The 26,444-nt window shown below is 52.0% G+C and carries 16 protein-coding genes; 11 read left to right on the top strand and 5 right to left on the bottom strand.

Translation table 11 applies throughout. From position 1 onward, the window contains the following. Positions 1–140: 140 nt before the first annotated feature. The 3 genes from rnr (at position 141) to H6A34_RS03535 (ending at position 4,908) form a co-directional block, all read left to right on the top strand. Positions 141–2,345 carry a ribonuclease R gene (rnr, locus tag H6A34_RS03545; protein ID WP_021947444.1) on the top strand — a complete coding sequence of 735 codons (2,205 nt, stop codon included), beginning with the start codon at positions 141–143 and terminating at the stop codon, positions 2,343–2,345. A gap of 258 nt (positions 2,346–2,603) precedes the next feature. Next, positions 2,604–3,512, top strand: coding sequence for a helix-turn-helix domain-containing protein (locus tag H6A34_RS03540; RefSeq protein ID WP_205103504.1), 909 nt, complete (start codon positions 2,604–2,606; stop codon positions 3,510–3,512). A 7-nt stretch (positions 3,513–3,519) separates the two neighbouring features. Beyond that, entirely contained in the window at positions 3,520–4,908 is a 1,389-nt protein-coding gene (locus H6A34_RS03535; protein ID WP_205103503.1) for an aldo/keto reductase, read from the top strand. Between the two features lie 318 nt (positions 4,909–5,226). Here the strand turns inward: H6A34_RS03535 and recO are convergent, their stop codons facing one another. After that, positions 5,227–5,958: a DNA repair protein RecO gene (gene recO, locus H6A34_RS03530; RefSeq protein WP_021947727.1), complete on the bottom strand. Its 732-nt coding sequence runs from the start codon at positions 5,956–5,958 to the stop codon at positions 5,227–5,229. Between the two features lie 211 nt (positions 5,959–6,169). Here recO and rpsT point away from each other — a divergent pair, with 211 nt between their 5' ends. Next, a complete protein-coding gene (rpsT, locus tag H6A34_RS03525; protein ID WP_021947728.1) occupies positions 6,170–6,424 on the top strand; it encodes a 30S ribosomal protein S20 in 255 nt (84 codons plus the stop codon). Positions 6,425–6,492: 68 nt separating this feature from the next. Here the strand turns inward: rpsT and H6A34_RS15175 are convergent, their stop codons facing one another. After that, on the bottom strand, positions 6,493–6,627 hold the full coding sequence (locus tag H6A34_RS15175; RefSeq protein WP_262896349.1) for a hypothetical protein: 135 nt from the start codon (positions 6,625–6,627) through the stop codon (positions 6,493–6,495). A gap of 184 nt (positions 6,628–6,811) precedes the next feature. On the opposite strand from H6A34_RS15175, the gene H6A34_RS03520 reads away from it, so the two are divergent. The 7 genes from H6A34_RS03520 to gyrB all read left to right on the top strand — a co-directional run bounded on the left by H6A34_RS03520 (position 6,812) and on the right by gyrB (position 21,657). Beyond that, positions 6,812–8,449 carry a DUF6377 domain-containing protein gene (locus H6A34_RS03520; RefSeq protein WP_205103502.1) on the top strand — a complete coding sequence of 546 codons (1,638 nt, stop codon included), beginning with the start codon at positions 6,812–6,814 and terminating at the stop codon, positions 8,447–8,449. 341 nt (positions 8,450–8,790) lie between these two features. Further along, entirely contained in the window at positions 8,791–10,890 is a 2,100-nt protein-coding gene (locus H6A34_RS03515) for a glycoside hydrolase family 97 protein (RefSeq protein WP_420870805.1), read from the top strand. 369 nt (positions 10,891–11,259) lie between these two features. Further along, positions 11,260–14,211: a SusC/RagA family TonB-linked outer membrane protein gene (locus tag H6A34_RS03510; protein ID WP_420870804.1), complete on the top strand. Its 2,952-nt coding sequence runs from the start codon at positions 11,260–11,262 to the stop codon at positions 14,209–14,211. A gap of 13 nt (positions 14,212–14,224) precedes the next feature. Beyond that, the gene (locus H6A34_RS03505) at positions 14,225–15,718 is read left to right on the top strand and encodes a RagB/SusD family nutrient uptake outer membrane protein (protein ID WP_205103500.1); all 1,494 of its coding nucleotides are present in this window, start codon (positions 14,225–14,227) and stop codon (positions 15,716–15,718) included. Between the two features lie 23 nt (positions 15,719–15,741). Continuing rightward, complete coding sequence (locus H6A34_RS03500) at positions 15,742–17,235, top strand: SusE domain-containing protein (protein WP_205103499.1); 1,494 nt, start codon at positions 15,742–15,744, stop codon at positions 17,233–17,235. A 4-nt stretch (positions 17,236–17,239) separates the two neighbouring features. Continuing rightward, positions 17,240–19,018 carry an endo-dextranase gene (locus H6A34_RS03495; RefSeq protein ID WP_205103498.1) on the top strand — a complete coding sequence of 593 codons (1,779 nt, stop codon included), beginning with the start codon at positions 17,240–17,242 and terminating at the stop codon, positions 19,016–19,018. A gap of 665 nt (positions 19,019–19,683) precedes the next feature. Next, positions 19,684–21,657: a DNA topoisomerase (ATP-hydrolyzing) subunit B gene (gyrB, locus tag H6A34_RS03490; protein ID WP_021948481.1), complete on the top strand. Its 1,974-nt coding sequence runs from the start codon at positions 19,684–19,686 to the stop codon at positions 21,655–21,657. Positions 21,658–21,754: 97 nt separating this feature from the next. Here the strand turns inward: gyrB and H6A34_RS03485 are convergent, their stop codons facing one another. The 3 genes from H6A34_RS03485 to H6A34_RS03475 all read right to left on the bottom strand — a co-directional run bounded on the left by H6A34_RS03485 (position 21,755) and on the right by H6A34_RS03475 (position 26,201). Beyond that, positions 21,755–23,734 (bottom strand): OPT family oligopeptide transporter, encoded by a 1,980-nt coding sequence (locus H6A34_RS03485; RefSeq protein WP_205103496.1) that lies wholly within the window; start codon positions 23,732–23,734, stop codon positions 21,755–21,757. Positions 23,735–23,801: 67 nt separating this feature from the next. Beyond that, on the bottom strand, positions 23,802–25,028 hold the full coding sequence (locus H6A34_RS03480; protein ID WP_205103494.1) for a pectate lyase family protein: 1,227 nt from the start codon (positions 25,026–25,028) through the stop codon (positions 23,802–23,804). 465 nt (positions 25,029–25,493) lie between these two features. Continuing rightward, a complete protein-coding gene (locus tag H6A34_RS03475; protein ID WP_205103492.1) occupies positions 25,494–26,201 on the bottom strand; it encodes an SIR2 family NAD-dependent protein deacylase in 708 nt (235 codons plus the stop codon). Positions 26,202–26,444: the final 243 nt, after the last annotated feature.

Raw genomic sequence — 26,444 nt, 5'->3', positions numbered from 1 at the left:
CGAGGCTTGGCATAAGCCTTTTATTGTTAAATAATCATGACAAACAAACGTGGTATAAGATAAAATTCGTATCTTCGCAGATATGTAGAGGCCGTCTGTGTAGCGGCTGTAAGCAAGTATGACTACTAAAAAATGACGATATGGCAAAGGAGAAGAAAAACAGTAAACGACTGACGAAGAAGAAAGTTGCCGAGATGTTGCAGGACCTGTTCATGCGCAATCCCGACAAGACGCTCAGTTTCAAACAGATATTCAAGGAGTTGAGGCTGGTTACCCATCCCGCTAAAATGCTTGCCGTAGAGGCAATGGAAGATATGGCTTGGGACGACTTCCTGAGCAAGGTGAGCGACAACTCGTACAAGCTGAACCTCAAGGGGCAGGTGCAAGAGGGCAAGTTTGTGCGCAAGGCGAACGGAAAGAACAGCTTTCTGCCCGACGACGGCGGCAAACCGGTGTTCGTTGCGGAGCGTAACTCACTCTTTGCCCTTACTGGCGACAGGGTGAGGGTGACGTTCATGGCCCGCCGCCAGAACCACATCAAGGAGGCGATGGTAATAGAGATTCTTGAGCGTGCCCGCGACACGTTCGTGGGAACGCTGCGCGTGGAACGCGACATAGCCTTCCTGTCGCCCGACGGTGGCGGCTTTGCCCACGACATAATAATACCGAAGAACAAGCTGAAGGGCGGCAAGAACGGCGACAAGGCCTTGGTGAAGGTGATGATGTGGCCGTCGGAGGACAACAAGAATATTATAGGCGAGGTGACCGACGTGTTGGGGCAGCAGGGCGACAACGATGTTGAGATGAACTCGATACTGGCGCAGTACGGCCTTCCGTATAAGTACCCGAAGCGTGTGGAGGAAGCTGCTGACAAGATAAGCGCCGAAATCACCGAGCAGGATTATAAGGAGCGCGAGGACTTCCGTGACGTCACGACGTTTACAATAGACCCGAAGGACGCAAAGGACTTTGACGATGCCCTCTCGATACGCTCGCTCGGAAAGAACCTGTGGGAGGTTGGCGTACACATAGCCGACGTATCCCACTACGTGACCGAGGGCTCCATTATAGACAAGGAGGCGCAGAAGAGGGCCACGAGCGTGTATCTTGTCGACCGCACAATACCTATGTTGCCCGAACGCTTGTGTAACTTCATCTGCTCTCTGCGTCCCGACGAGGAGAAACTGGCTTACAGCGCGGTGTTCAACATGGACGACAATGCCGAGATAAAGTCGTGGCGTCTGGTCCACACCGTCATCAAGAGCAACCGCAGGTTCTGCTACGAGGAGGTGCAACAGATTCTCGAGGACAACGGCGTGAAGGACAGCACTGGCGAGCCCGCGCCGCAGGCCGGCCCTGAAGGATACAAGGGCGAGTATGCCACCGAGCTGGTAACGCTCGACCGCCTGGCCAAACGCCTGCGCGCGGCGAGGTTCAAGCATGGCGCGGTGAAGTTTGACCGTGAGGAGCTCCACTTCGATGTAGACGACAAGGGCAAGCCCATACGCTGTTATTTCAAGAAGTCGAAAGACGCCAACAAACTGGTGGAGGAGTTCATGCTGCTGGCCAACCGCAGCGTGGCCGAGAGCGTGGGCAAGGTTAAGAAGGGGCAGAAGGCAAAGACACTGCCTTACCGAATACACGACGTACCCGACCCGACGAAGCTCGAGACGCTGCGCGAGTTTATCGTTAAATTCGGCTATCGCCTTAAGACCGGCGGCACCAAGGGCGAGATTTCGCGCAGTCTCAACAAGCTGATGGACGACTGCAACGGCCGGCGCGAGCAGAAGCTGATAGAGAGCGTGGCGCTAAGGGCCATGATGAAGGCCAAGTACAGTGTGCACAACATAGGGCATTACGGCCTGGCGTTCGACTACTACACCCACTTCACCAGTCCCATCCGCCGCTATCCGGACACAATGGTTCACCGTCTGCTGACCCGCTACCAGAACGGCGGACGCAGCGCCAATAAGGAATATTACGAAGAATTGTGCGAGCATTCGAGCGACATGGAGATAATCGCCCAGAACGCCGAGCGTGATTCAATCAAGTATAAGATGGTTGAATTCATGGCCGACAAGATAGGCAACACTTACGATGCCCACATCAGCGGCATAACCTCTTACGGTATATATTGCGAGATTGACGAGAACCATTGCGAGGGAATGGTGCCGCTGCACGACCTTGATGACGATTATTACGACTTTGACGAGCGTAACTATTGCCTCGTAGGCCGCCACCACAGGCATAAATACCAGCTTGGAGATCCCATAAGGATTGTTGTCGCAAAGGCCAACGTAGAGAAACGACAGCTCGATTTCTCGTTGGATGAGGGCAGAAATTGATGTGGAGCAATAATATTGCCTGAAGGCGTATACATATGAACCGGCCATAAAAGTTTCCCGTCAAACTTTTATGGCCGGTTCAAGTACAGGCATTCCTGCTTGTAATCCAAAAGAGGAATACAGCTTTATGGCAATACGTTAAATTTACAAAACAAGTACTTGTTATCCTATTTGTATAACATTTTATCCTTTTTAGTTTATCGGTAAAAGTTTGAATTGGCGTATCTTTGCCGTGTAAGAATAGCATTGGAGTGATTGATGAAAACAGGAAACGAAGACGTAGTAACGGTCAGTACTGTAGAGGAATATGCCTCATTGTTCGGTTGTCCTCCGGTATGCCATCCGTTGTTGAGTGTATGTCGTCTGTCTGCCGTGAAAGACTATATCCCTGTCGGTAAACCGGTTAGGCTGAATCTTTACACTATTACGATAAAGGACAAAACAACATGTAATGCCCGTTATGGATGGCGGACTTATGATTTTACACGGGGATGCATGAGCTTCTTTGCGCCTGGACAGGTACACAGTTGGGATGAGAAAACCGAAAACATAGGCAGGTGGGGATTGTTGTTGGCCTTTCATCCTGATTTCATACGCAAATATCCGTTAGGTACGAGAATCGACCGGATGAAATTCTTTTCCTATGACGTTAGTGAAGCACTGCACATATCCGATATGGAGCGGAAGGTGGTGGAGAACATCATGGAAAACATAGAAAGCGAATACAGGCAAAACATTGATGCACATACGCAAGATATTATCGTTTCGCAACTTGAAGTCCTGCTGAATTATTCTGAACGTTTTTATACGAGACAGTTCCAAACACGCAGCAGTGTGGAGCCTGACGTCCTTGCACGGGTTAGGGGCTTGCTTCAGAAGCATATGGACGAACACCGCAGAGAGTTCATTTCCGTTAATGCCCTTGCGGGCGAACTGAACATGTCACCGCACTATTTAAGCGACTTTTTGCGCAGCCAGACCGGCATGAACACGCAACAGCATATCCACTCTTTCCTGATAGAGCGTGCAAAATCTTTGTTGGTGACTACGCCGTTGTCCGTAAGCGAGATTGCATACCGGTTGGGATTTGAATATCCCCAACACTTCAACCGCCTTTTCAAGAGCAAGACGGGCATTACCCCACTGGAATACAGAAACATGAACTGACACGTATATGGGACAGGAAGAAAACAAATGGATATCACGCCGCACATTCCTGAAACAACTGGGTGTTATCGGCTCTTCAGCCGGATTTTCAGCCTGCGGACACGGACAGGCCGGACAAGAGACCTTGAGCGGTCAAATGACTTACCGCACTGACCCAAAGACGGGGCGGCAAGTTTCCTTGTTGGGTTACGGGTGTATGCGTTGGCCGTCCGCCACATCTCCGCAGAAAGACGGCTGCCCGATAGACCAGCTGGCGGTTAACGATTTGATAGACTACGCCTTGGCACGGGGCGTAAACTATTTTGATACCGCTCCTGTATATGGGCAGGGCTGGTCGGAAACCGTCACGGGTAAAGCCTTGAAGCGTCATCCGAGAGAAAAGTTTTTCATCGCCACCAAGATGTCAGGGGCATCAGACCTTTCGCGTGAAAATATGATGGCCATGTATCACCGCTCGTTCCGGAATTTGCAGGTTGATTACATAGATTTTTATCTGTTGCATGCCATCGGCGGCGGAGGGATGGAACTGTTCAACAAGCGTTTCATTCAAAACGGGATGTTAGATTTCTTAATCGAGGAGCGGAGTAGGGGACGTATTCGGCATCTCGGCTGGTCGTTTCATGGTGATATTGAAGTGTTCAATTGTGTGTTGGAGATGCATGACCGCATTCATTGGGATTTCGTGCAAATCCAGCTCAACTATGTGGATTGGCGCCATGCGTCTGCTTACAATGCCGACTGGCAAAAGGCTATGGGAGATGACACCAACGCAGAATATCTGTACGAAGAATTGGCTGAGCGTGACATTCCCGTGGTTGTCATGGAGCCATTGCTTGGCGGAAGATTAGCCAGCGTTACGCAAAACGTGCTGGCACAAATGAAGCAGAAACGCCAGGAAGACAGTGCCGCCGCATGGGCGTTTCGCTTCGCCGGGTCTTTTCCAAAGGTGTTGACAGTCCTTAGCGGAATGACATACAAAGAACATCTTGATGACAATCTGCGCACATTCTCTCCTCTCGTTCCGCTGTCTGACGAAGAAAGCAAGTTCCTTGAAAACGTGGCGGAAAGCATGAAGGACAGCCAGAATATTCCCTGCACAGATTGCAAGTATTGCATGCCATGCCCGTACGGAATAGACATCCCGGGAATTTTTCTTCATTACAACAAGTGCGTAAATCACGGTAATATATCCAAAAGCAGTTTAGACGTCAATTATGAAAAAGCAAGAAGGGCTTTCCTCATCGGATATGACCGTAGTGTTCCTAAGCTTCGGCAGGCAGATCACTGTATCGGCTGCGGGCAATGCACTTCCAGATGTCCTCAAGGAATTTCCATACCGTTACAAATGAGGCGTATTGATGATTATGTGGAAAAGTTGAGACAAAGGAAATCTTAACCGGCGTATATCCCTTTTCTGGGCTTGGGCTGTTTTCACATAAAAAGGTTGTACATATAACCCATTGGCTGAATTATATTGAGTGGCACGGCTACAGTTACAGTTTCAAATAGTGTCCTTTCAGCCTGTAAGATATGGCTTTTCGCCTTCTGAAAGGCCTCATTTTACATCATAAAAGGCTGTCTTTTGCATACTTGCCGTAAACAAGTGGAAACCGTAACAAAAAGCCGTTGAAATGTAATAGACCGTAAGTGCCTGCCTCTATAAGTGCACAAATAATTCAGCCAACGGGCTACATATAATAAATGTAATACGTGCTTAGTCGCCGCCAAACAGCTCTTTAAGTATCGGTAGCGACTTTAGTTCGGGAAAATCTGGTATGTGTATCTGGTAATAACGCAGTATGACGTCGGCCATGCGGTTGCGTTCCGCGCGCGTCATCTTGTAAAGATGCATCGTCGGATAGTTCATCCTTAACAGCAGGTTCATCTTTTCGGCCTCTTCCGGAGGAAGGTAGTCGTTGTGCAAGGGAACGTCTGTGCGGAAACAACTGGCCCGCAGGTCAAAGCGGCTTCCTGGCGAAAAGTCTTCAAGGTTAGGGTAGAAACCGAGGAATTTAGACAGGCGCATCATGAACACAAGGTGGAAATTGGCAAAGTGTCCGTCGCATTCGTCAAGCCATCTAATGCTGTTCTCCACATATGCATAGGTCAGTTCGTCGGCCTGCTCTTGTTTTGTGGCGTAACGGAGAAACTCCGCCGTGAACATTGACAATGATAATTTTGACGGCGAGAATGGAATGGATGAGAACGGAACGTCCACCCTTGCCTCCTTAATATGTTGCAGGCGCACGCGTTGGCGCATGTCAAGAATAACCTCAAGAATGAACAAAGGCTGGAAATATTGCTTCTTAAGCTTGCCTTTTGGCGACTTCCCGACGGTGGCGATGCAGGCCTGCCGCCCATATCCGGCGGTCAGCAAATCGATGATAAGTTTCGACTCGCCGTACTTGAACGAATGAAGCACTATAGCCTTTGTTTTTACGAGCATGATGCAAAAATACGCATTTTTAGGCGATAAAAGATAAAAATATTTGAAAATTATTTGGTGGAATCAAATAAAACCCCTACCTTTGCACCGCAAAATCAAATCGACGGTCCCTTCGTCTATCGGCTAGGACGAGAGATTTTCATTCTCTAAAGAGGAGTTCGACTCTCCTAGGGACTACAATAAAAACAAAAAAGGAATTATATAATCAAAGATGGCAAACCACAAATCATCAGTAAAGAGAATCCGCCAGGACAAGAAGAAGACATTGCACAATAAATATTATGCAAAGACAATGCGTAATGCTGTCCGCAAGCTGCGCGCTATGACCGATAAGGAAGAGGCTCTGAAACTCTATCCGAGCGTTCAGAAGATGCTTGACAAGTTGGCCAAGACCAACCTCATTCATAAGAATAAGGCTGCTAACTTGAAGTCTAGCTTGGCTTGTTACATCAACAAACTGGGATAAAGTAAATTATAAATAAGAGACGACAATTAAGTGGCTGCAGTCTTGTTTTATAAGATTGCAGTCTTTTTTTATATCGTGATGTCCGTACAGAAGGCCTTGACGTAGCGGCTGAAAGCCGTTATAAGCCTGCTGTACGGACATGTCATATCACGCAATAACGCGTTAACAGGTACGAAAAGACAGTCATTTACAGATGTTTTCATGCTGAATCCAGCGTTAATGATGTCTGTACAGATTTATCATTAACAGGCTATAAAGGTAACTTTAAGTGCCAATATTAACACTAAATGTTTGTTTGTGACGGTGAAAATCATTATTTTTGCGCCTGCATCGGAATTTTGTTTGTATGCCATGAAGACACATCCAAAACTTATACAAGTGCCTGATATGAAAAGGTTTTGCTTCTTTTTTGTCGTTATTGCGTTTGCCTTGGTCGTGCGTGCCGCTGACAAAGATACGTCCGTACTTCTCGAGGAACTTGACCGCACGATAGCGGAAGGCCGCAAATACATGGTAATAAGGCAGGCCGAAATATCTGGCATGAAATCAAAATTGAGGCATGCCGCCACGGACGAGGAGCGTTATGAGTTAATGGGAAAGCTCCGCGAGGCATACAGGTCGTTTGATATTGATTCAGCGTTGTACTTTTCGGTTGAGAAACTGGAGGTGGCCAAGCGTATGGGACGGCGCGACTATATAGCCGACGCACGGATGAACATGGCCGAAATGAGCGGAATGCAGGGCATGTATAAAGAGGCTTTAGACTATATCGACGGCGTAAGCAAGGACGACCTTAACGCTTATCAGATAGAATATTATTACCATGTGTACCGCATGGTTTATGGTTTGATGACGGACAATTGCAGCAACGCGGCAGCGAAAAAGCATTATTTCGATATGACCGACCGCTATCGTGACTCCATATTGCTTGTAAATACGCCGAGTTCGTTTAATTATCTTATCGTAAAAGCCGATAAGGACAATGTACATAAGCGTTTTGACGAAGCCATCAAGGCGCTGAACGAGGCTTATCCTAAGTTCAACGACATACATGACAAGGCCCTGCTTGATTATTCACTGGCCATGTCGTATGCCGGAAAAGGCGACGTTGAGAACGAGAAACGCCACCTCATCATGTCGTCAATCAATGATTTAAAGTCGGGAATACGTGAGTACACGTCCTTGCGTATGCTTGCAGTCCTGCTTTATAACGAGGGCGACATCAGCCGTGCCTACGCCTATATGACGCGCTGCATGGACGATGCGGCAGCCTGCAACTCGCTTTGGAGGATATACGAGGTGCAGAAAGCTTTTCCCATTATCAACAAGGCGTACCATCACCAGTTGGACAGGCAGCGTCGCCTTATAGTCTGTTCGCTGATTTTCATCATACTTCTTACGCTATTCCTCGCCATTGCCATCATCCTGATCAAGAAGCAGATGCGCAAGGTTTCGGCTGCTACGAGGCTGGCCCAGGAGGCCAACGTAAGGCTGAAGGAGCTCAACCGTGAGCTTGCGGAGAGTTCACGTATCAAGGAGGAGTACATCGCCCATTACATCGACCAGTGTTCGTTATATATTGACAAGATGGACAAGTACAGGAAGCATTTGCAGAAAGTGGCGTCCAAGGGAAAGGCGGCAGACCTGTATGACGAAATCCGTTCAACGTCGTTCATCGACAACGAGCTGAAAGACTTTTATGCTCATTTTGACGATTCGTTCCTAAAACTGTTCCCGAATTTTGTCGAAGAGTTCAATAACTTGTTGCAGCCCGAGTTCCGCACACACCTAAAGCCGGGCGAGAAACTCAACACCGAGCTGCGTATCTTCGCGCTTGTGCGTCTCGGGATAAGCAGCAGTACGAAGATTGCCCACTTCCTCAGATATTCCGTTACCACGATTTACAACTATCGGGTGAAGTTCCGTAATGGTGCCATCGGCGACCGTGAGAAATTTGACGACGAGGTTATGAAAATCGGACTGGTTGAGGATGACGGCAGTATTGACGATGAAAAGCATGATTAATGACGGTTGATTTTATGCCGTCCGGCGGTTTGCGTGGAGCCCGGAAGGGCCTGAAAAGCTATAAGTAGGACTTTCAAAAGCCCTACTTTTTTATTTTATAGTATTTTATGTAAGGTGTTGATATATAGTGCTTTACGAAAAACAAGGCCTCGTTTTCTACTACTTTTTGGGCAAAATCGGGGAAAATCGGGATTTGTTTTGTTTAATTTTGCAATGAAAACTTTTGCCTTTTGGCCCATTGATCGGGAACGACAAAACATCAACTTTAAATAAAACGTAAAATGAGAACTTATTACCTTAAACGACTGAAGACCCTCGTGGCATGTCTGCTTGCGGTCTCGATGATGGCGAACGCCGATACGGTGAAGTCGCCGGACGGAACAATCGCCGTCGAGTTCAGGCTTGACGACGGCATTCCTGTGTATAATGTAACCTATAAAGGCCGCTTGGCGGTGAAGGATAGCCGCCTCGGGCTGGAACTGAAGAATGCCGAAAACCTTATGGACGGCTTTGTTCTTGACGGTACGTCGACCTCCACTTTCGACGAGACATGGCGCCCGGTATGGGGCGAGGTAAGCCAGATCCGCAATCATTATAACGAATACGTGGCACAGCTGCGCCAGCCGTCTACCGACAGGAAGATGAACATACGCTTCCGTGTTTACGACGACGGCGTGGGCTTACGCTACGAGTTCCCCCAGCAGAAGAATCTTGTTTACTTTACGATAAAGGAAGAACATACCCAGTTTGCCATGACCGGAGACCATACGGCGTGGTGGATTCCGGGCGATTATGACACCCAGGAGTATGACTACACCGAGTCCAGGCTCTCCGAGATAGGCGCCATGCACGACGCGGCAGTGACCGACAACGCCTCGCAGACACAGTTCTCGAAGACAGGGGTGCAGACGTCATTGCAGATGAAGACTGCCGACGGCCTGTATATCAACATTCACGAGGCCGCCCTGGTGGACTATTCGTGCATGCATCTGAACCTCGACGACAAGGCCATGGTGTTCGAGTCGTGGCTCACTCCTGACGCTGTCGGCGACAAAGGCAACATGCAGACGCCATGCAAATCGCCCTGGCGTACAATCGAAGTGGCCGACGACGCGCGCCGGATACTGGCCTCGAAGCTGACGCTTAACCTCAACGAGCCTTGTAAACTGGAGGATACGTCATGGATACACCCCGTGAAATACATGGGCGTATGGTGGGAGATGATAACCGGCAAGAGCTCGTGGAGCTACACAAACGAGCTGCCTTCGGTGAAGCTTGACAGTATTGATTATGCCACGATGAAGCCCAACGGCACTCACGGAGCTAACAACGCGAACGTAAGACGTTATATCGACTTCGCCTCGGAACACGGATTCGACCAGCTTCTCATCGAGGGATGGAACATCGGATGGGAGGACTGGTTCGGCCACCAGAAAGATTACGTGTTCGATTTTGTTACCCCTTATCCTGACTTTGACATCAAGGCACTCAACGATTACGCCCATTCAAAGGGCATGAAGCTCATGATGCACCACGAGACCTCAGGCTCAACGCGCAACTACGAGCGCCACATGGAGGCCGCTTACACGCTTATGAACAAGTACGGTTACGACGCGGTGAAGAGCGGATACGTGGGCAACATGCTGCCCAAGGGCGAGCACCACTACGGCCAATGGATGAACAACCACTACCTGTACGCCGTGAAAGAGGCCGCCAAGCACCACATCATGGTGAACGGTCACGAGGCTGTGCGCCCCACCGGACTGTGCCGCACGTATCCTAACCTTGTCGGCAACGAGTCGGCACGTGGCACAGAGTACCAGGCTTTCGGCGGAAGCAAGACCATGCACGTCACCGTACTGCCGTTCACCCGCCTCAAGGGAGGCCCGATGGACTATACTCCAGGTATTTTCGAGATGGACATCGAGAAGATAAACCCCAACAACCATTCGCACGTAAATTCGACAATCGCCAACCAGCTGGCCCTCTATTGCACGATGTACAGCCCCATACAGATGGCGGCAGACCTGCCAGAGAACTACGAGAAGCACATGGACGCCTTCCAGTTCATCAAGGATGTGGCCGTTGACTGGGACGACTCGCGCTACCTCGAGGCCGAGCCTGGACGCTATGTCACCGTTGCCCGCAAGGCCAAAGGCACCGGCAACTGGTTCGTAGGCTGCGTTGCGGGTAGTGAGGAGCATACATCCACACTCTCGCTCGACTTCCTCGACAAGGGCAAGAAGTACGTTGCCACCATCTATGCCGACGGCAAGGACGCCGACTATAAGACCAATCCTGCGTCGTACACGATAACGAAGGGCATTGTGACGTCGAAGACACGTCTTACTCTCCGCGCCGTAGAGGGCGGCGGATACGCCATAAGCATATTCGAGGTGAAGGATGATGCCGCGGTGAAGGGGCTGAAAAAAATCAAGTGAAGAGCCGGTAACTAAGAGTGAAGAATACACCGGTTCTGCCTGCGTTCTATTCTGCTTATCGGGCCAATTGGGCCTATTAATTACCTCATGGTCGGCCGGACGCTTTGCGAAAGATGGCCTTTCAGGCGATGAAAGGCCGTCTTTTGGAAGCTGAAAGGCCACCTTTCGCAGGCTGAAACACGGCCTTTCGCAAACCGCCTGGATATCAACGGGTTATAAGCAGACTTGCGGCGGCGGTTTGGAATGCCGCCGTGCCATGACCATTACGCCCCAGAATAATCATATAAAAAACATAAAACCTTAAACAATAAACACATGAACGGATTAAACAGAACATTTACTACGCTGCTGCTGGCCGTCATCCTCGGGATGTTCGTGCCCCTGTCGGCCTTTGCCCAGCAGCAGAAGGTGAGCGGTACCGTTACCGACGACAAGGGTGAGACCGTCATCGGGGCTACCGTAAAAGTGAAAGGCGGCGATGCTGCGGCCGCCACCATTACCGACATGGACGGCCGTTACGCCATCAACGCCCCGGCCGACGCCACGCTCCAGGTGTCGTACATAGGCTTCGCCACCCAGGAGGTGGCCGTCGGCGGGCGCTCCGTGGTCGACATAGTGCTTAGGGAAGACAACGAGATGCTCGACGAACTGGTGGTCGTCGGCTACGGTACGATGAAGAAGAGCGACCTTACCGGCTCCGTAGCCTCGCTCGGAAGCAAGGACATCAACAACTCGTCCGTAAACAACATAGGCCAGGCCATACAGGGAAAAATCTCCGGCGTGCAGATAGTTGACGCCGGCAAGCCCGGCGACAACGTGTCGGTGAAAATCCGAGGTCTCGGCTCCATCAACAACTGCGACCCTCTCGTGGTAATCGACGGCGTGCCTACCGACCTCGGCCTTAACGCCATCAACATGGCCGACGTCGACCGCCTCGACGTGCTCAAGGACGCTTCGGCAACGGCCATCTACGGCTCGCGCGGAGCCAACGGCGTGGTCATGATTACCACCAAGCGCGGCTCAGAGGGCAAGAGCACGCTGTCCGTCTCGGCCAACGTGTCTATACAGAACGCCACTAACGTTCCTGACCTGCTCAACGCCTCGCAATACGCGGCGCTCAACAATGACATGATGCTCAACAGCGGCAACACCCCGAACCCCGAGTTTGCCGACCCTGCCAGCCTCGGAGCCGGAACGGACTGGATGGACGAGCTGTTCCGTACGGGCATAATGCAGAATTACACCGTAAGTTATTCGGGCGGCAACGACAAGTCGCACTACTATATCTCCGGCGGATTCCTTGACCAGTCGGGCATAGTGGAGAGCGTAGGCTACCGCCGCTTTACCTTCCAGGCTAACACCGACGCGCAGGTTACCAAGTGGCTCAAGTTCTCCAACAACCTCACCTTCAGCGCCGACGAGAAGAAACAGGGCTCGTACAACATCGGCGATGCCATGAAGGCGCTGCCGGTATTCCCCGTCAAGGAGGCCGACGGCTCATGGAGCGGCCCCGAGGGCAACGCCCTTTGGTACGGAAGTACACGCAACCCGATCGGCCCTACCGAGCTCAACACAAGCAAGACCAACGGCTACAACTTCCTGGCCAATATCACGGCGGAGATTACTTTTGCCAAATGGCTTAAGTTCCGCAGCACTTTCGGCTATGACGCCAAGTTCTGGTTTGACGACAGCTTTACTCCGGCATACGACTGGAAGCCAACTCCCGTGGAGGAAAGCACAAGGTACAAGAGTACGAACAAGTCGTTCACGTACCTTTGGGACAACTACTTCCTGTTCGACTACACCATCGCCGACGACCACAACATAAGCCTCATGGCCGGTATGTCGGCGCAATGGAACGATTACGATTACTACAACGCGCAGAAAAACGTGTTCCAGTTTGACAACGTTCACGAGTTTGACAACGGCGAGAAGATGTACTCCATACTCGGTAACATGACCGAGTGGGCCCTCCTCTCGTATATGGCCCGACTGAATTATTCGTACAAGAACCGCTACCTTCTTACCGCTACGGTGCGCCGCGACGGCTCGAGCAAGTTCGGTCCGAAGCACCGTTGGGGTACATTCCCCTCCGTGTCTTTGGCATGGCGCTTGTCGGAGGAAAAGTGGTTCCCCAAGAACACCATCGTTGACGACCTCAAGGTACGCGTAGGCTACGGCGTTACCGGTAGCCAGGCCAGCGTCGGCAGCTATGGCTATCTGGCGCAATACAACACCAGCGTGTATCCCCTCGGCATAGCCGGAAGCACCCAGACGGCGCTGTATTCGGCTGCTCTCGCCAACCCGTACATTCACTGGGAGGAGGTTGCCCAGACCAACATCGGCGTTGACCTGTCGCTGTGGCGCTCGCGAGTGATTCTCTCCATCGACGCGTATCTTAAGGAAACGCGCGACATGCTCGTTAAAGCCTCCATACCGATTACCTCCGGTTTCGAGGATACTTCAACTACATACACCAATGCCGGGCGGGTAAGCAACAAGGGCGTAGAGCTGAGTCTGCGCACCGTAAACATCGAGAAGCCCCTGCGTTGGGAAACAAGTATCACCGCGACGTACAACCGCAACAAGATAAAGGACCTCAACAGCGACGTGCCTTACTACATCAACCAAATCAACAACTCGTACGTCACAATGCTGGCCAACGGCTATCCCATCAACGTTTTCTACGGATATGTTACCGACGGGATATTCCAGAACCAGCAGGAGGTCAACGACCATGCCGTGCAGGCTGGCGCAGAGCCCGGCGACATACGCTTCCGCGACCTGAATAACGACGGCGTAATCAACGATGATGACCGTACTGTACTCGGCAATCCTAATCCCACGTGGCTGTTCTCGATGAACAATACTCTGTCGTACAAGGGCTTCGAACTGTCTGTTTACTTGCAGGGCGTGGCCGGAAACAAGATATTCAACGCCAACAACATCGACCTTACGGGCATGTCGGCGGCATATAACCAGACTACGGATGTGCTCAACCGCTGGACCGGCGAGGGCACGAGCAACTCCATGCCGCGTGCAGTTTACGGCGACCCGAACGGCAATAACCGTGTGTCCGACCGTTTCGTTGAGGACGGCTCGTACCTGCGCCTCAAGAACATAACTCTTGCCTACAACTTCCCCGACAAGTGGTTGGCGCGTCTTGGGGTACATGGCTTGCGCCTGTCGTTCTCGTGCGAGAATGTGGCTACGATAACCTCATACTCAGGTTTCGACCCCGAGGTTGACATTAACGGTATCGACAGCTCGCGTTATCCTATTTCCCGGACATTCAGTTTCGGACTGAACTTTAACTTCTAAACCATCAACGACAATGAAAACGATAAGAAACATCATATTGGCAGGTATCACGGCGGTGGCCATGTCGTCGTGTTCCGATTTCCTCGACCTGTCTCCGCACAATACGCTTGACCCCGAGACAACCATGACCGACGATGTAGCCAAGGCCCTGACGCTTGGCTGCTACCGTACGCTACAGTCCTCAAACATGTACAACCAGCGCATATGGACGCTCGACATCGTGGCCGGCAACAGCGAGGTTGGCGCGGGAGGTGGCACTGACGGACTTGAAACCGTGCAGGCATCGAACTTCATCACCCAGACGGACAACGCCATGGCGCTGTATCTTTGGCGCTCTCCGTGGGTGGGTATAGGCCAGTGCAACACTGTGATACGTGACCTGAATAGTGCTTCGGGACTGTCGGAAGAGGTGAGAAGCCAAAGTCTCGGCGAGGCATATTTCCTTCGTGCGCATTATTATTACATTCTTGTAAGGCTCTTCGGAGGCGTGCCTTTGCGTCTCGAACCTTTCAATCCGGGTGACAATACGGCCATTGCCCGCAACACCAAGGAAGAAGTTTACGAACAGATAATCAAGGATTGCCAGGAGGGTATCAACCGTTTGCCGGCCAAAGCCGACTATTCAGACGACGACAAGGGGCGTGCCTGCCGTGAGGCCGCTATGGCAATGATGGCCGACATCTACCTTACGCTGGCGCCGGACAACCATGATTATTACGGCGACGTGGTGGAACTGTGCCGCCAAATAACGGCTATGGGCTATGACTTGTCGCAATATCCCTATGAGGAAAACTTCGACGCGACGGTCAACAACGGTCCGGAATCTCTGTTTGAGGTGCAGTACAGCGGCGACACGGAGTACGACTTCTGGGGCAATAACCCGCAATCCTCATGGCTGTCTACGTTTATGGGGCCGCGTAACTCCGACTTTGTTGCCGGCAGTTACGGATGGAACTTACCTACGCAGGAGTTTGTCGACCAGTACGAGGAAGGCGACCTGCGTAAAGACATGACAGTCTTTTACCAGGGTTGCCCGCCTTTCGACGGCAAGGAATACAGCAGCTCATACTCCAACACGGGGTATAACGTGCGCAAGTTCCTTGTTCCCAAGTCTGTATCTCCCGAGTTCAACACCTCTCCGGCAAACTTCGTCATCTACCGTTATGCCGACGTATTGCTGATGGAGGCAGAAGCTCTTAACGAGCAGGGACTGACCGACGAGGCTGCCGCTCCGCTTAACCAGGTGCGCAAAAGGGCCGGGCTTGCCGACGTGTCGGGCCTTACACAGGAGGAGATGCGCGAGAAGATAATCCACGAACGCCGCATTGAGCTGGCCTTTGAGGGGCACCGCTGGTTTGACATGATACGTCTTGAGCATGGCGACTATGCGGTAAACTTCCTGCACAGCATAGGAAAGGCCAACGCCACGAAGAACCGTCTGCTCTTCCCTATACCGCAGACGGAGATGGACGCCAACCCCCTAATGACGCAGAATCCAGGTTATTAATCTTTTAACTTAATACAGACAAGATGAAAAGACATATATTTTCAACGATTGTCATCATGCTCGGCTGCTTCGTAATGAGCGCGTGCGTGGATGATGATTATACCGAACTGAACAAAGGCGAGACCGAACTTGCGCTCACTGCAAGTTCTGCTGATATAACGTTGGCGGAGACTACGCGCTCCGACGAGGGTGTAACCTTGTCATGGACAACGGGCACCAATCACGGAACGGGCAACCGGATAACCTACAAACTGGAGCTGGCTGAGGCCGGAACGGGATTTGCCGCGTCGTATGTTGCCGCTGACGGCGTGACGCAGGAATACACCTGGACAGCCACGCAAGAGCAACTTAACGACCTGCTCAGGACTAACTTCGGCGTAAAGGCCGACAACCGTTATGACGTTGAGGCCCGTATTACGGCAACGGTGGCGGGTGTTTACGACGTGCAGACTGCCGAGACATCATTCAGCGTGACGACATACGAGCCCGTGTCTGCCACGCTTTACCTCACGGGTACGGCCACTGATGGCGGTACCGACCTGTCTCTCGCGACGGAAATGACTCGTACGGACAACGGCGAGTTTACCTATACGGGCGACTTGAAGGCCGGAACGTACAAGTTCATAACCACTCTCGGGGCGGAGCTTCCGTCTTACAACCGGGGCGAGGACGGCTCGCTCGTACTGCGTACGACTGCCGACGAGCCCGACAACCTGTTCGAGATAACCGAAGGCCACGCATATACCGTGACGGCTAACCTGCTGACCGGAGAGACTACATGCGTAAAGTCTGACGGCGTAAGGCCCGCTTACGACCATCTTTACTTCGTGGGCGACGAGAACGGATGGGGCTTTGACGAGATGGCCCAGGACCCGCTCGACCCGTTCCTCTTCCGCTATGGCCGAGAGTTTACGGTTGGAAGAGAGTTTAAGTTCGGCACGATGAGCGGCAGTTGGGAGAACATGTATAAGGCAACCCAGCCCAACGCGCCCTACACGGACACGTCGATGGAGTTTGTGCCGGGCTTCGATCCCGACAACAAATGGTTCCTTAACGCCGACGAGACGGGCCGTGCTTACAAGATATGCGTTGACATACGCTCGGGAAAGGAGCGCATGATGATGCGCGAGTTCACGCCATATAAGACTGTATGGCTGGTTGGCGACGCCGCTCCCGGCGGCTGGTCGCTCGACGATGCGGTGGCGATGACGCGTGATTCGTCCAACCCTTACGTCATGACATGGAGCGGAACGCTCAACGCGGGAGAGCTGAAATTCACGTGCGACAGGCAGAGCGACTGGATGGGAGCATGGTTCATGCCGGCGGTAAACGGCGCGGAGCCGACGGGAACAGAGGAGAAAATGCTCTTCATCGACAAGTCCGACGACGACTTCAAGGCACAATACATCGACGTGAACGTGAACGACATCGACCAGAAATGGCGCATTGCCGAGGCCGGAACGTACACCATAACGCTTAACCAGCTAACCGAAACAATAACAATAGCAAAACAATGAAACGATGAGAAAATATATCTATTCTGCCATTATGCTGCTGGCGCTATGGTCATGCAGCGATGACGACAACGCAACGGCAGCGCCCGAGCCTAACATTACGGGCGGAGTTACCGACGTGGTGAAGGTTAACGACGGCCTGACACTCAATCTTTCTACTGACAAGGTGTGCTATAAGCCCGGCGAGACGGTGACATTTGCCATCGACGGCAATGTTCCGGCAGACGCCAAGGTGCGTTACCGCAAGCAGTCAGAGGTGGTGGGCGAGCAGGCCCTGAGCGGCTCTACGTGGACTTGGACGGCGCCCGAGCCCGACTTTACGGGTTATCTCGTGGACGTTTACCGCACCGAGAGCGACGGCTCGGAAACCGTGCTCGGCACGATAGGCGTTGACGTCTCGAGCGACTGGACACGCTTCCCGCGATACGGCTTCGTGGCTACGTTCGACGCGACGAAGACCGTAGACGGAGTGATAGAGCAGGAGATGGCCTTCCTTAACCGCTGTCATATCAACGGAGTGCAGTTCCAGGACTGGCACAACAAGCACCACTGGCCGCTGGGAGGCACGCGCGACAACCTCGACGAGGTGTATAAGGACATTGCCAACCGTGACGTCTACACCTCCGTAATCAAGAAATACATCGACGTGCAGCACTCTTACGGAATGAAAACCATGTTCTATAACCTGTGCTACGGCGCCCTGTCAGACGCGGCCGCGGACGGGGTGAAGGATGGATGGTATCTCTTTACCGACACACGCCATGCCTCTAAGGACAAGCACGACCTGCCGGATACATGGAAGAGCGACATCTTCCTCGTTGACCCTGCCAACCAAGAGTGGCAGCAGTACATAGCCGACAGGAACGACGACGTGTACGCCAGCTTCGACTTCGACGGCTACCAGATTGACCAGTTGGGCAACCGTGGCGACCGTTACGCCTACGACGGCGGCAAGGCTAACCTGCAACGCGGCTTTACCTCGTTCATCGACGCGATGAAGGAGCGCCACCCCGACAAGCGCCTCGTAATGAACGCGGTGAGCGGTTACGGCACTTACTCGATAGCGCTGACGGGCAACGTCGACTTCCTCTACAACGAGATGTGGGACAGCGAGAGCCAGTTCAGCAACCTGTATGACGTCATCCGTGACAACGACCTATACGGCCGCCACCAGCTCAACACCGTGTTTGCCGCCTACATGAACTACGGCAAGGAGTCGGGAGAGTTCAACACGCCGGGAGTGTTGCTTACCGACGCAGTGATGTTCGCCCTGGGCGGCTCCCACCTTGAACTTGGCGACCACATGCTTTGCCGTGAGTACTTCCCCAACAACAGCCTTGCGATGAGCCAGGAGCTGCGCGACGCCATCGTGAGATACTACGACTTTATGACGGCCTACCAGAATCTGCTGCGTGACGGAGGCACCGTCACCGAGGCCGGCCTCACCTCGTCGGGCGACGTGCAGGTAGCGGCGTGGCCGCCGGCATTGGGCAGCGTTACCACGTTTGCGCGCCAGGTGGGCGACAGGAAGGTCATACATCTGCTCAACTTCATGGACGCCGACAACCTTAGTTGGCGTGACATGCAGGGCACCATGCCCGAGCCGCGCCTCATAGAGGGCCTGCCGCTGCGCCTGAAGGCCAGCGCTAAGGTAAACAAGGTGTGGGTAGCGTCGCCCGATTGGCTCGGCGGTGCCATCCAGGAGTTGCCTTTCAGCCAGGCCAACGGCGAGGTGACGTTCACCCTTCCGTCGCTGAAATACTGGACGATGATAGTCGTTGAATAAGTCTTGTGTGGCAGTACGTTTTCCAAGAGGCCGTCTTTTACGTTATGAAAGGCGGCCTCTTGCCGTGTAAAAGACGGCTTTTCGCAAGCTGAAAGGCGGTCTTTCGCAGAATTAAAAATACCCTTCTGCTAAGTCATTGACTGCCAGACGGTTATAAAGCGACGGCAAATAAGGCTTTAAAAGGTGAAAATATGAGATGGCGGAAATGTGAAAATGCATGTCAGCATGTAGCCGGATACCGTCATCAGAAGGTTTAATTGATAAGTCATACCGTCATTCCGTGCCAGGCACGGAATGACGGTATGACTTGTTGGTAAAGTCCCTAATGTGTTATCATAGGTAAAATGCTGGTGTTCATTGAAGGGCGGGAAGCTATGCCAATAGCAGGGCAAATCTCCTCGTCTGCTTTTTAGGTAGTTAAAGAAGTTAAAGGAGTTATCACTTCGCTCCGCTTCGTTAGGAGTTAAAGTCAAAAGTCTTGTCGGTTGCGAACAATTGGACTATTAGATTCTTCACTCTTAATTTTTCACTCTTCACTTTACATAATCTCCTCGTCTGCTTGTCCCTTGTTCACTTGTTTACTAAACAAGAGAATTTAATATTTAAAATTTCGCAGAACGATTTTTTTTTGTTATCTTTGCACGCTAATATAATCAATACTGAAGATGGCAGAAAATCAAATAAACGAAAGCAATTATTCAGCCAGTAACATCCAGGTGCTCGAAGGCCTTGAGGCCGTGCGTAAGCGTCCTGCGATGTATATAGGAGACATCAGCGAGAAGGGACTTCACCATTTGGTAAACGAGACCGTCGACAACTCTATCGACGAGGCGATGGCCGGTTACTGTACTCATATAGAGGTAACAATCAACGAGGATAACTCTGTCACCGTCCAGGACAATGGCCGAGGCATACCCGTAGACGAGCACAAGAAGCTGCACAAGTCGGCCCTTGAAGTCGTAATGACCGTGCTCCATGCCGGAGGTAAGTTTGACAAGGGCTCGTACAAGGTGTCGGGCGGCCTTCACGGCGTCGGCGTGTCGTGCGTGAACGCCCTGTCCACCCATATGCTCTCGCAGGTGTTCCGCGACGGCAAGATTTACCAGCAGGAGTACGAGAAGGGCAAACCGCTGTATCCCGTCAAGATTGTAGGCGAGACCCAACAGCGCGGTACACGCCAGCAGTTCTGGCCGGACCCCACGATTTTCACCACCACGGTGTTCAAGTATGAGGTCATTGCCAAGCGTATGCGCGAGCTGGCATACCTTAACGCGGGTATTAAAATAACCCTCACCGACCTCCGTCCGGACGAGGAGGGCAAGACAAGGCAGGAGGTATTCCACGCCCAGGACGGACTAAAGGAGTTCGTAAGGTACATAGACCGTCACCGTACGCACCTCTTCGACGACGTAATCTACCTCAAGACCGAGAAGCAGGGCATACCTATCGAGGTGGCAATAATGTATAACACCGACTATTCGGAGAACGTCCACTCTTACGTAAACAACATCAACACCATAGAAGGCGGTACCCACCTTGTGGGATTCCGCATGGCGCTGACCACCACCCTTAAGAAGTACGCCGACAACGAACCGTCGATATCGAAGCAGATAGAGAAGTCAAAGGTCGAGATAGCCGGCGAGGACTTCCGTGAAGGACTTACCGCCGTAATATCAATTAAGGTAGCCGAGCCCCAGTTTGAAGGCCAGACAAAGACCAAGCTGGGTAATAACGAGGTGACCGGAGCCGTACGCCAGGCTGTGTCGGAAGCCCTGACATACTATCTTGAAGAGCACCCCAAGGAGGCAAAACTCATCTGCGAGAAGGTGATACTTGCCGCTACGGCGCGTATCGCGGCGCGTAAGGCCCGCGAGAGCGTACAGCGCAAGAACCCCATGAGCGGCGGCGGACTGCCCGGAAAACTGGCCGACTGCTCGAACAAAGACCCGAAAGAGTGCGAGATTTTCCTCGTCGAGGGAGACTCCGCAGGCGGTTCGGCCAAGCAGGCACGCGACCGTCACCACCAGGCTGTGCTGCCTTTGCGCGGTAAAATCCTTAACGTAGAGAAAGTGATGTGGCACAAAGTGTTCGAGAGCGAGTCGGTAATGAACATAATACAGAGTATCGGCGTGCGCTTCGGCGTTGACGGAGAAGACGACAAGGAGGCCAACATTGACAAGCTCCGTTACGATAAAATCATCATAATGACCGACGCCGATGTCGATGGTTCACACATCGACACACTTATAATGACCCTCTTCTATCGCTTCATGCCAAAGGTGATACAGGAAGGACACTTGTATATCGCCACTCCGCCGCTTTACCTCTGTACGTACAAGAACCAGGTTAAGGAGTACTGTTATACCGAACAGCAACGCCAGGCGTTCCTCGATAAATACGGAAACGGCGAGGAAGACGGCAAGAACATACATACGCAGCGATACAAAGGTCTTGGAGAGATGAACCCAGACCAGCTTAAGGAGACTACGATGAATCCTGAAACACGTCTTCTGAAGCAGGTTACCATTGAGAACGCAACCGAGGCAGACGAGGTGTTCTCAATGCTTATGGGCGATGACGTTGAGCCACGACGCCAGTTTATAGAGCAGAACGCTACGTACGCTAATATCGATGCATAGCGTAAAAGGTGAGAAGGTGAGAAAGTGAGAAGGTGAGAAAGAATTGCTTAACTTGGCTGTTCTTTCTCACCTTCTCACTTTCTCACCTTCTCACCTTTTATTTTGTTGCTTTTATAAAGTAAGTGATAAGCAGGGCGTAAGCCACGAGTGCGCAGACCTGAGACAGCGGATTGGCCAGCCACTCCTCATTTATGAGGTTGACATCGGCGAAGCGAATCAGGGCGCTTACTACTCCCATGAGCGCTCCTCCGGCAATAAGTCCGCTGGCGATGAGCGTGCCTTTCTCGCCGCGAGCCTTGTTCTCTTCGGCGTTCTTGGAGCGGCTTGTGACGTACCAGTTGATTGCTCCGCCCACGAGCAGCGGAATGTTAAGCTCTATCGGGATGAACATTCCAAGGGCGAAGGCCAGCGCGGGCACTTTCATCCATGTCAATATGATGGCTATCAGGGCGCCGATACCGTAGAGAATCCAAGGCGCTCCCACGCCGTTCATCAGCGGGTCGATTACCGCTGCCATAGCGTTAGCCTGTGGAGCGGCGAGCTGTCCGCTGGCGAAACCGTATGTCTTGTCGAGCAAAATCATCACTCCGCCGACTGTAGCGGCTGACACCAGCGTGCCGAGGAACTTCCAAGTCTCCTGCTTGCGGGGCGTTGTGCCGAGCCAGTAACCTATCTTCAGGTCGGTAACGAACGCTCCGGCCATTGACAACGCGGTGCATACCACGCCGCCCATGATGAGCGCCGCCACCATGCCGCCTGTGCCTTTAAGACCTACGGCCACCATAACGACAGAGGCGAGGATGAGCGTCATAAGCGTCATACCCGACACGGGGTTGCTTCCGACGATAGCTATCGCGTTGGCTGCGACGGTGGTAAAGAGGAACGCTATTACCGCAACGAGCAGTATTCCTACGGCGGCGAAGAGGATATTGCCCTTCATCACGCCGAACCAGAAGAACAGGAAGATGACCAAAAGTGTGACTATCGCGCCGATGGCGATAATTTTGAACGGTATGTCGCGCTGCGTACGGAGCACTTGCTTGCCGTCACTCTTGCCTCCGCGCATTTCCCTTGCAGCCAGGCTGACGGCATTCTTTATTATACCCCATGAGTTGATGATGCCTATTATGCCGGCCATGGCGATACCGCCGATACCGATATATTTGCCGTAATACGTGAAAATCTGCTCCGGCGACATGTCGCCTACCGCGGTGGTGATGGACGGATCCCACTGGTTCAGCACCTGTCCGTTGAACAGTACGGCCATTATCGGCACGATAAGCCACCATACCGCCAGCGAGCCGAGGCAGATAATGAAGGCGTATTTCAGACCTACGATATAGCCGAGGCCGAGCACTGCCGCGCCGGTATTTACCTTGAAAACGAGCTTCGCCTTGTCGGCAATGGTCTCGCCGAGGCCTATCACGCGCGTGGTAAAGTTCTCGTTCCACCATCCGAAGGTAGCCACGATAAAGTCATACAGACCTCCCACGAGTCCGGCCAGCAGCAAAGGCTTGGCCTGCTTGCCGCCCTTGGCGCCGCTTACGAGCACCTGCGTGGTGGCCGTAGCCTCGGGGAAGGGGTACTTGCCGTGCATGTCGCTGACGAAATACTTGCGGAACGGGATGAGGAAAAGTATGCCGAGCACGCCTCCAAGCAGTGAGCTGAGGAAGATTTCGAGGAACGATGCGCCCATGCCGGGGTATTTATCCTCGAGGATGTAGATGGCGGGCAGGGTGAATATGGCACCTGCCACGACGGCGCCCGAGCATGCCCCGATACTCTGTATGATGACGTTCTCGCCCAGCGGGTTGCGCCTTTTTGCCGCCGTCGACACTCCCACAGCGATTATGGCGATTGGTATGGCGGCCTCGAACACCTGTCCCACACGTAAGCCTAAGTACGCGGCGGCGGCCGAGAACAGCACAGTCATCAACACGCCCCACGTAACCGACCATCCGTTAACTTCCGGATAAGCCTTCGTGGGGTCCATAACGGGGCGGTATTTCTCGCCCTCCTTCAGTTCGCGGAACGCGTTGTCAGGCAGCCGCACTCCGTCTTTTTCCATATCTTCCATTGTTCTTCAGTTTTTAATAAGGAGCAGACGGCACAATCATTAGGCCGCCATGCTACTTATGTTAGAGTTATTTTACGATAGTTTTCCTTGTCCTTACCGTGCCGTCGCTCATCTTCTGGCGAACGATGTTGAGGCCACGCTGCGGGGCGTTGAGCTTTGTTCCCGACGGCGAGAAGTATTCCGTGCTTACCACATCGGCGTCGCTAACGCCTATGTTGCTGATTCCCGTGGTCACGCCTTCGCCGTATTCAACGTTCAATGTGGCGCCGGCGTATTTGCTGACCTCGGTCTCTACCTGGTTGACGGGCATGCCTTCGAGGGTGTATGAAGGTACATATGCTGTGCTATTTCCATCTTGTAACGTTATATCATCTATGCCTTCACAATCTTTAAACGTAACATAATAGTCCGTTTTTGAACCACTCGTTTGGTCTTTATACGGATTTTTTACGTCTATAAAAGCACATCTTTCAACATAAATACTTGCAAGATAGCCTATTCCTATTGCATAACCTGTATTTCTCAGCATGTCTGATTTATACAAACAATTAAGCATGTGCACTTTACCGAAGCGCACGCGGGGCATGCGTTCGCGGCAACCCTCGTCCCACCAACAGGCGTAGAATGTGGTGTTAAGATGTCCGGGGCTATCCTCTTCGCTGTCAGAACCTCCCCAAAGATTACTGAAACGGTGGTCGTCAGATTTTCCTGGACCATCAGGCCACGGCTCTATAAGATAATGGAAGCGGCACCATGTAACGGCAATGTTGTCCGAACCATTGTTGCAGTCGAAGTTTCCGTCCACTCCGTCTTGGAAATCGCAGTGGTCAACCCATATATTGGTGCTGCCATGCAAGTCGAGATTGTCGTTGCCGTCCATGTCGTATGCGCCTGAAGCCTTGAACGTAACGTTTCGTATTATAATGTTATTACAATCTGTTAAGCGAAGAATACCGCTTCGACTTGGTGTTTCCGAGTGAGTAAGATTAACCAACGCTGAGCCTGGAAGTCCGTATATAGTCTTATTGCTCACACCCGAGCGTGATAGCACTCCCGTAAATTCTATTTGGCCGTCTATGTATATAGTGGCAGGTGTCGAACCCGATAATGCATTGTTTAGTTCTTGTCGCGAAGTCACTCTTATAGGATTTTCGTCATTGCTGCCGGTCACACCGCCGTCGACCGTTGCCCAACCCACGGGCTGGTTGTAGTCATATTCAGACATTTGTGCCTTTGTCTGTACTACGCCCAACGCAAGCATTGCGGCGCATAAAAGTAAAGTAGATGTTTTCATAAGCATTGTTTTTTATATAAATAATGTGGCAAAATTAAGAAAAATATTGCTTATGGAGAAACGAATGCTGATAAAATTATGGATACACGTTAAATAAGCGTATTCTAAAAGATGGCCTTTCGTGTTGTGAAAGACGGCAAATAGTGCGTTAAAAGGCCGTATTTTGGAAGCTAAAAGATGGCCTTTTGTGAGGCTGTTAGTAAGTTGTTGGTAGTCAGTGGATTATGAATTGATGAGTCGAATGAGCCAATTAGGCCTGATGGGAGTGGTAGGATGGGGTGTTGTTGGGCGGTTTTGTGGTTGGCGGATGGGGTAAATAGGCCTGATGGGAGTGGTAGAAAGGGGCGTTGTTGGGTGGTTTTGTGGTTAGTGGATGGGCCCAATAGGCCTTGACAAAAACGGCAGTTCGGGGCATTGTTTCAGTGCTCCGGACTGCCGATAGTGGGTTGTATGGCCGGTTATGGCTTATTGGTTGTCGTTCATCAGGATGTCGGTCAGTTCCTTCATTCCTTCTGATGCGCCTTTCATTATATGCCGCACGTCGTGGCGTCCGGCTGCCATCACGGGCTTGGGGTCGATGAGGTAAATCGGTACGGACGGCTTGGCGTACTGCACGAGGCCTGCCGCGGGGTAGACGTTGAGCGATGTTCCGATGATGACGAACAGGTCGGCCTGCTGCGCGTAGTCGGCTGCCACGCTGATGTTAGGCACCGCCTCGCCGAAGAATACTATGTATGGGCGGAGCAGCGAGCCGTCGCCGGCCTTCTCGCTGGGCGCCACGTCGATGTCGTCTGCCGTCATCGTGCGCCAGTAGCGGGGATTGTCCACGTCACGGCTGGAGCACGTTTTCATCAGTTCTCCGTGCAGGTGGATTACGCGCGAGCTGCCCGCCATCTCGTGAAGATTGTCCACGTTCTGCGTCACTACGGTCACGTCATACTGCTGTTCGAGCGCGGCCACGAGGCGGTGGCCCTCGTTTGGCTTGGCCGCCAACAGTTTTTTGCGCAGCATGTTGTAAAAGTTGTTTACGTAGACGGGGTCTTGCAGCCACGCCTCATGCGTTGCCACGCGCGCCACGGGATAGTTCTCCCACAGCCCGTCGGCGTCGCGGAAAGTGCTCAGTCCGCTCTCGACGGACATTCCCGCACCGGTAAGTACAAAGAGTTTTTTCATTGTTTTGCGTATTTAGAGAAGTTAAAGAAGTAAAAGAAGTTATCACTACGCTTCGCTACGTTAGAAGTTAAAGCCAAATGTTTTGTAATCAACAGCAGGGTATTAGGATGATTGGCTTTATTAGTTTTGTCGTCGTAAAATGGCAAAGCGTTCGTCTTTAATTTCTTAGCGAACGTAGTGAGCGATAACTCCTTTAACTTCTTTAACTCCTTGTTCATTGTTATCTTTCCACAAAATTAGTGA

Source organism: Marseilla massiliensis, assembly GCF_016899855.1.
Classification (GTDB): Bacteria; Bacteroidota; Bacteroidia; order Bacteroidales; family Bacteroidaceae; genus Prevotella.
Note: the sequence above shows the minus strand (reverse complement) of the source record. Positions and strands in the feature narration are given on the sequence as shown.

Bases quoted from the DNA above. Each gene is read 5' to 3' on its own strand.
- H6A34_RS03535 (WP_205103503.1), top strand. From the start codon at position 3,520: ATGGGACAGGAAGAAAACAAATGGATATCACGCCGCACATTCCTGAAA.
- H6A34_RS03515 (WP_420870805.1), top strand. From the start codon at position 8,791: ATGATGGCGAACGCCGATACGGTGAAGTCGCCGGACGGAACAATCGCC.
- H6A34_RS03520 (WP_205103502.1), top strand. From the start codon at position 6,812: ATGAAAAGGTTTTGCTTCTTTTTTGTCGTTATTGCGTTTGCCTTGGTC.
- H6A34_RS03485 (WP_205103496.1), bottom strand. From the start codon at position 23,734: ATGGAAGATATGGAAAAAGACGGAGTGCGGCTGCCTGACAACGCGTTC.
- H6A34_RS15175 (WP_262896349.1), bottom strand. From the start codon at position 6,627: ATGAAAACATCTGTAAATGACTGTCTTTTCGTACCTGTTAACGCGTTA.
- H6A34_RS03500 (WP_205103499.1), top strand. From the start codon at position 15,742: ATGAAAAGACATATATTTTCAACGATTGTCATCATGCTCGGCTGCTTC.
- rnr (WP_021947444.1), top strand. From the start codon at position 141: ATGGCAAAGGAGAAGAAAAACAGTAAACGACTGACGAAGAAGAAAGTT.
- recO (WP_021947727.1), bottom strand. From the start codon at position 5,958: ATGCTCGTAAAAACAAAGGCTATAGTGCTTCATTCGTTCAAGTACGGC.
- gyrB (WP_021948481.1), top strand. From the start codon at position 19,684: ATGGCAGAAAATCAAATAAACGAAAGCAATTATTCAGCCAGTAACATC.
- H6A34_RS03495 (WP_205103498.1), top strand. From the start codon at position 17,240: ATGAGAAAATATATCTATTCTGCCATTATGCTGCTGGCGCTATGGTCA.
- H6A34_RS03480 (WP_205103494.1), bottom strand. From the start codon at position 25,028: ATGAAAACATCTACTTTACTTTTATGCGCCGCAATGCTTGCGTTGGGC.
- H6A34_RS03540 (WP_205103504.1), top strand. From the start codon at position 2,604: ATGAAAACAGGAAACGAAGACGTAGTAACGGTCAGTACTGTAGAGGAA.
- H6A34_RS03505 (WP_205103500.1), top strand. From the start codon at position 14,225: ATGAAAACGATAAGAAACATCATATTGGCAGGTATCACGGCGGTGGCC.
- H6A34_RS03510 (WP_420870804.1), top strand. From the start codon at position 11,260: ATGTTCGTGCCCCTGTCGGCCTTTGCCCAGCAGCAGAAGGTGAGCGGT.
- rpsT (WP_021947728.1), top strand. From the start codon at position 6,170: ATGGCAAACCACAAATCATCAGTAAAGAGAATCCGCCAGGACAAGAAG.
- H6A34_RS03475 (WP_205103492.1), bottom strand. From the start codon at position 26,201: ATGAAAAAACTCTTTGTACTTACCGGTGCGGGAATGTCCGTCGAGAGC.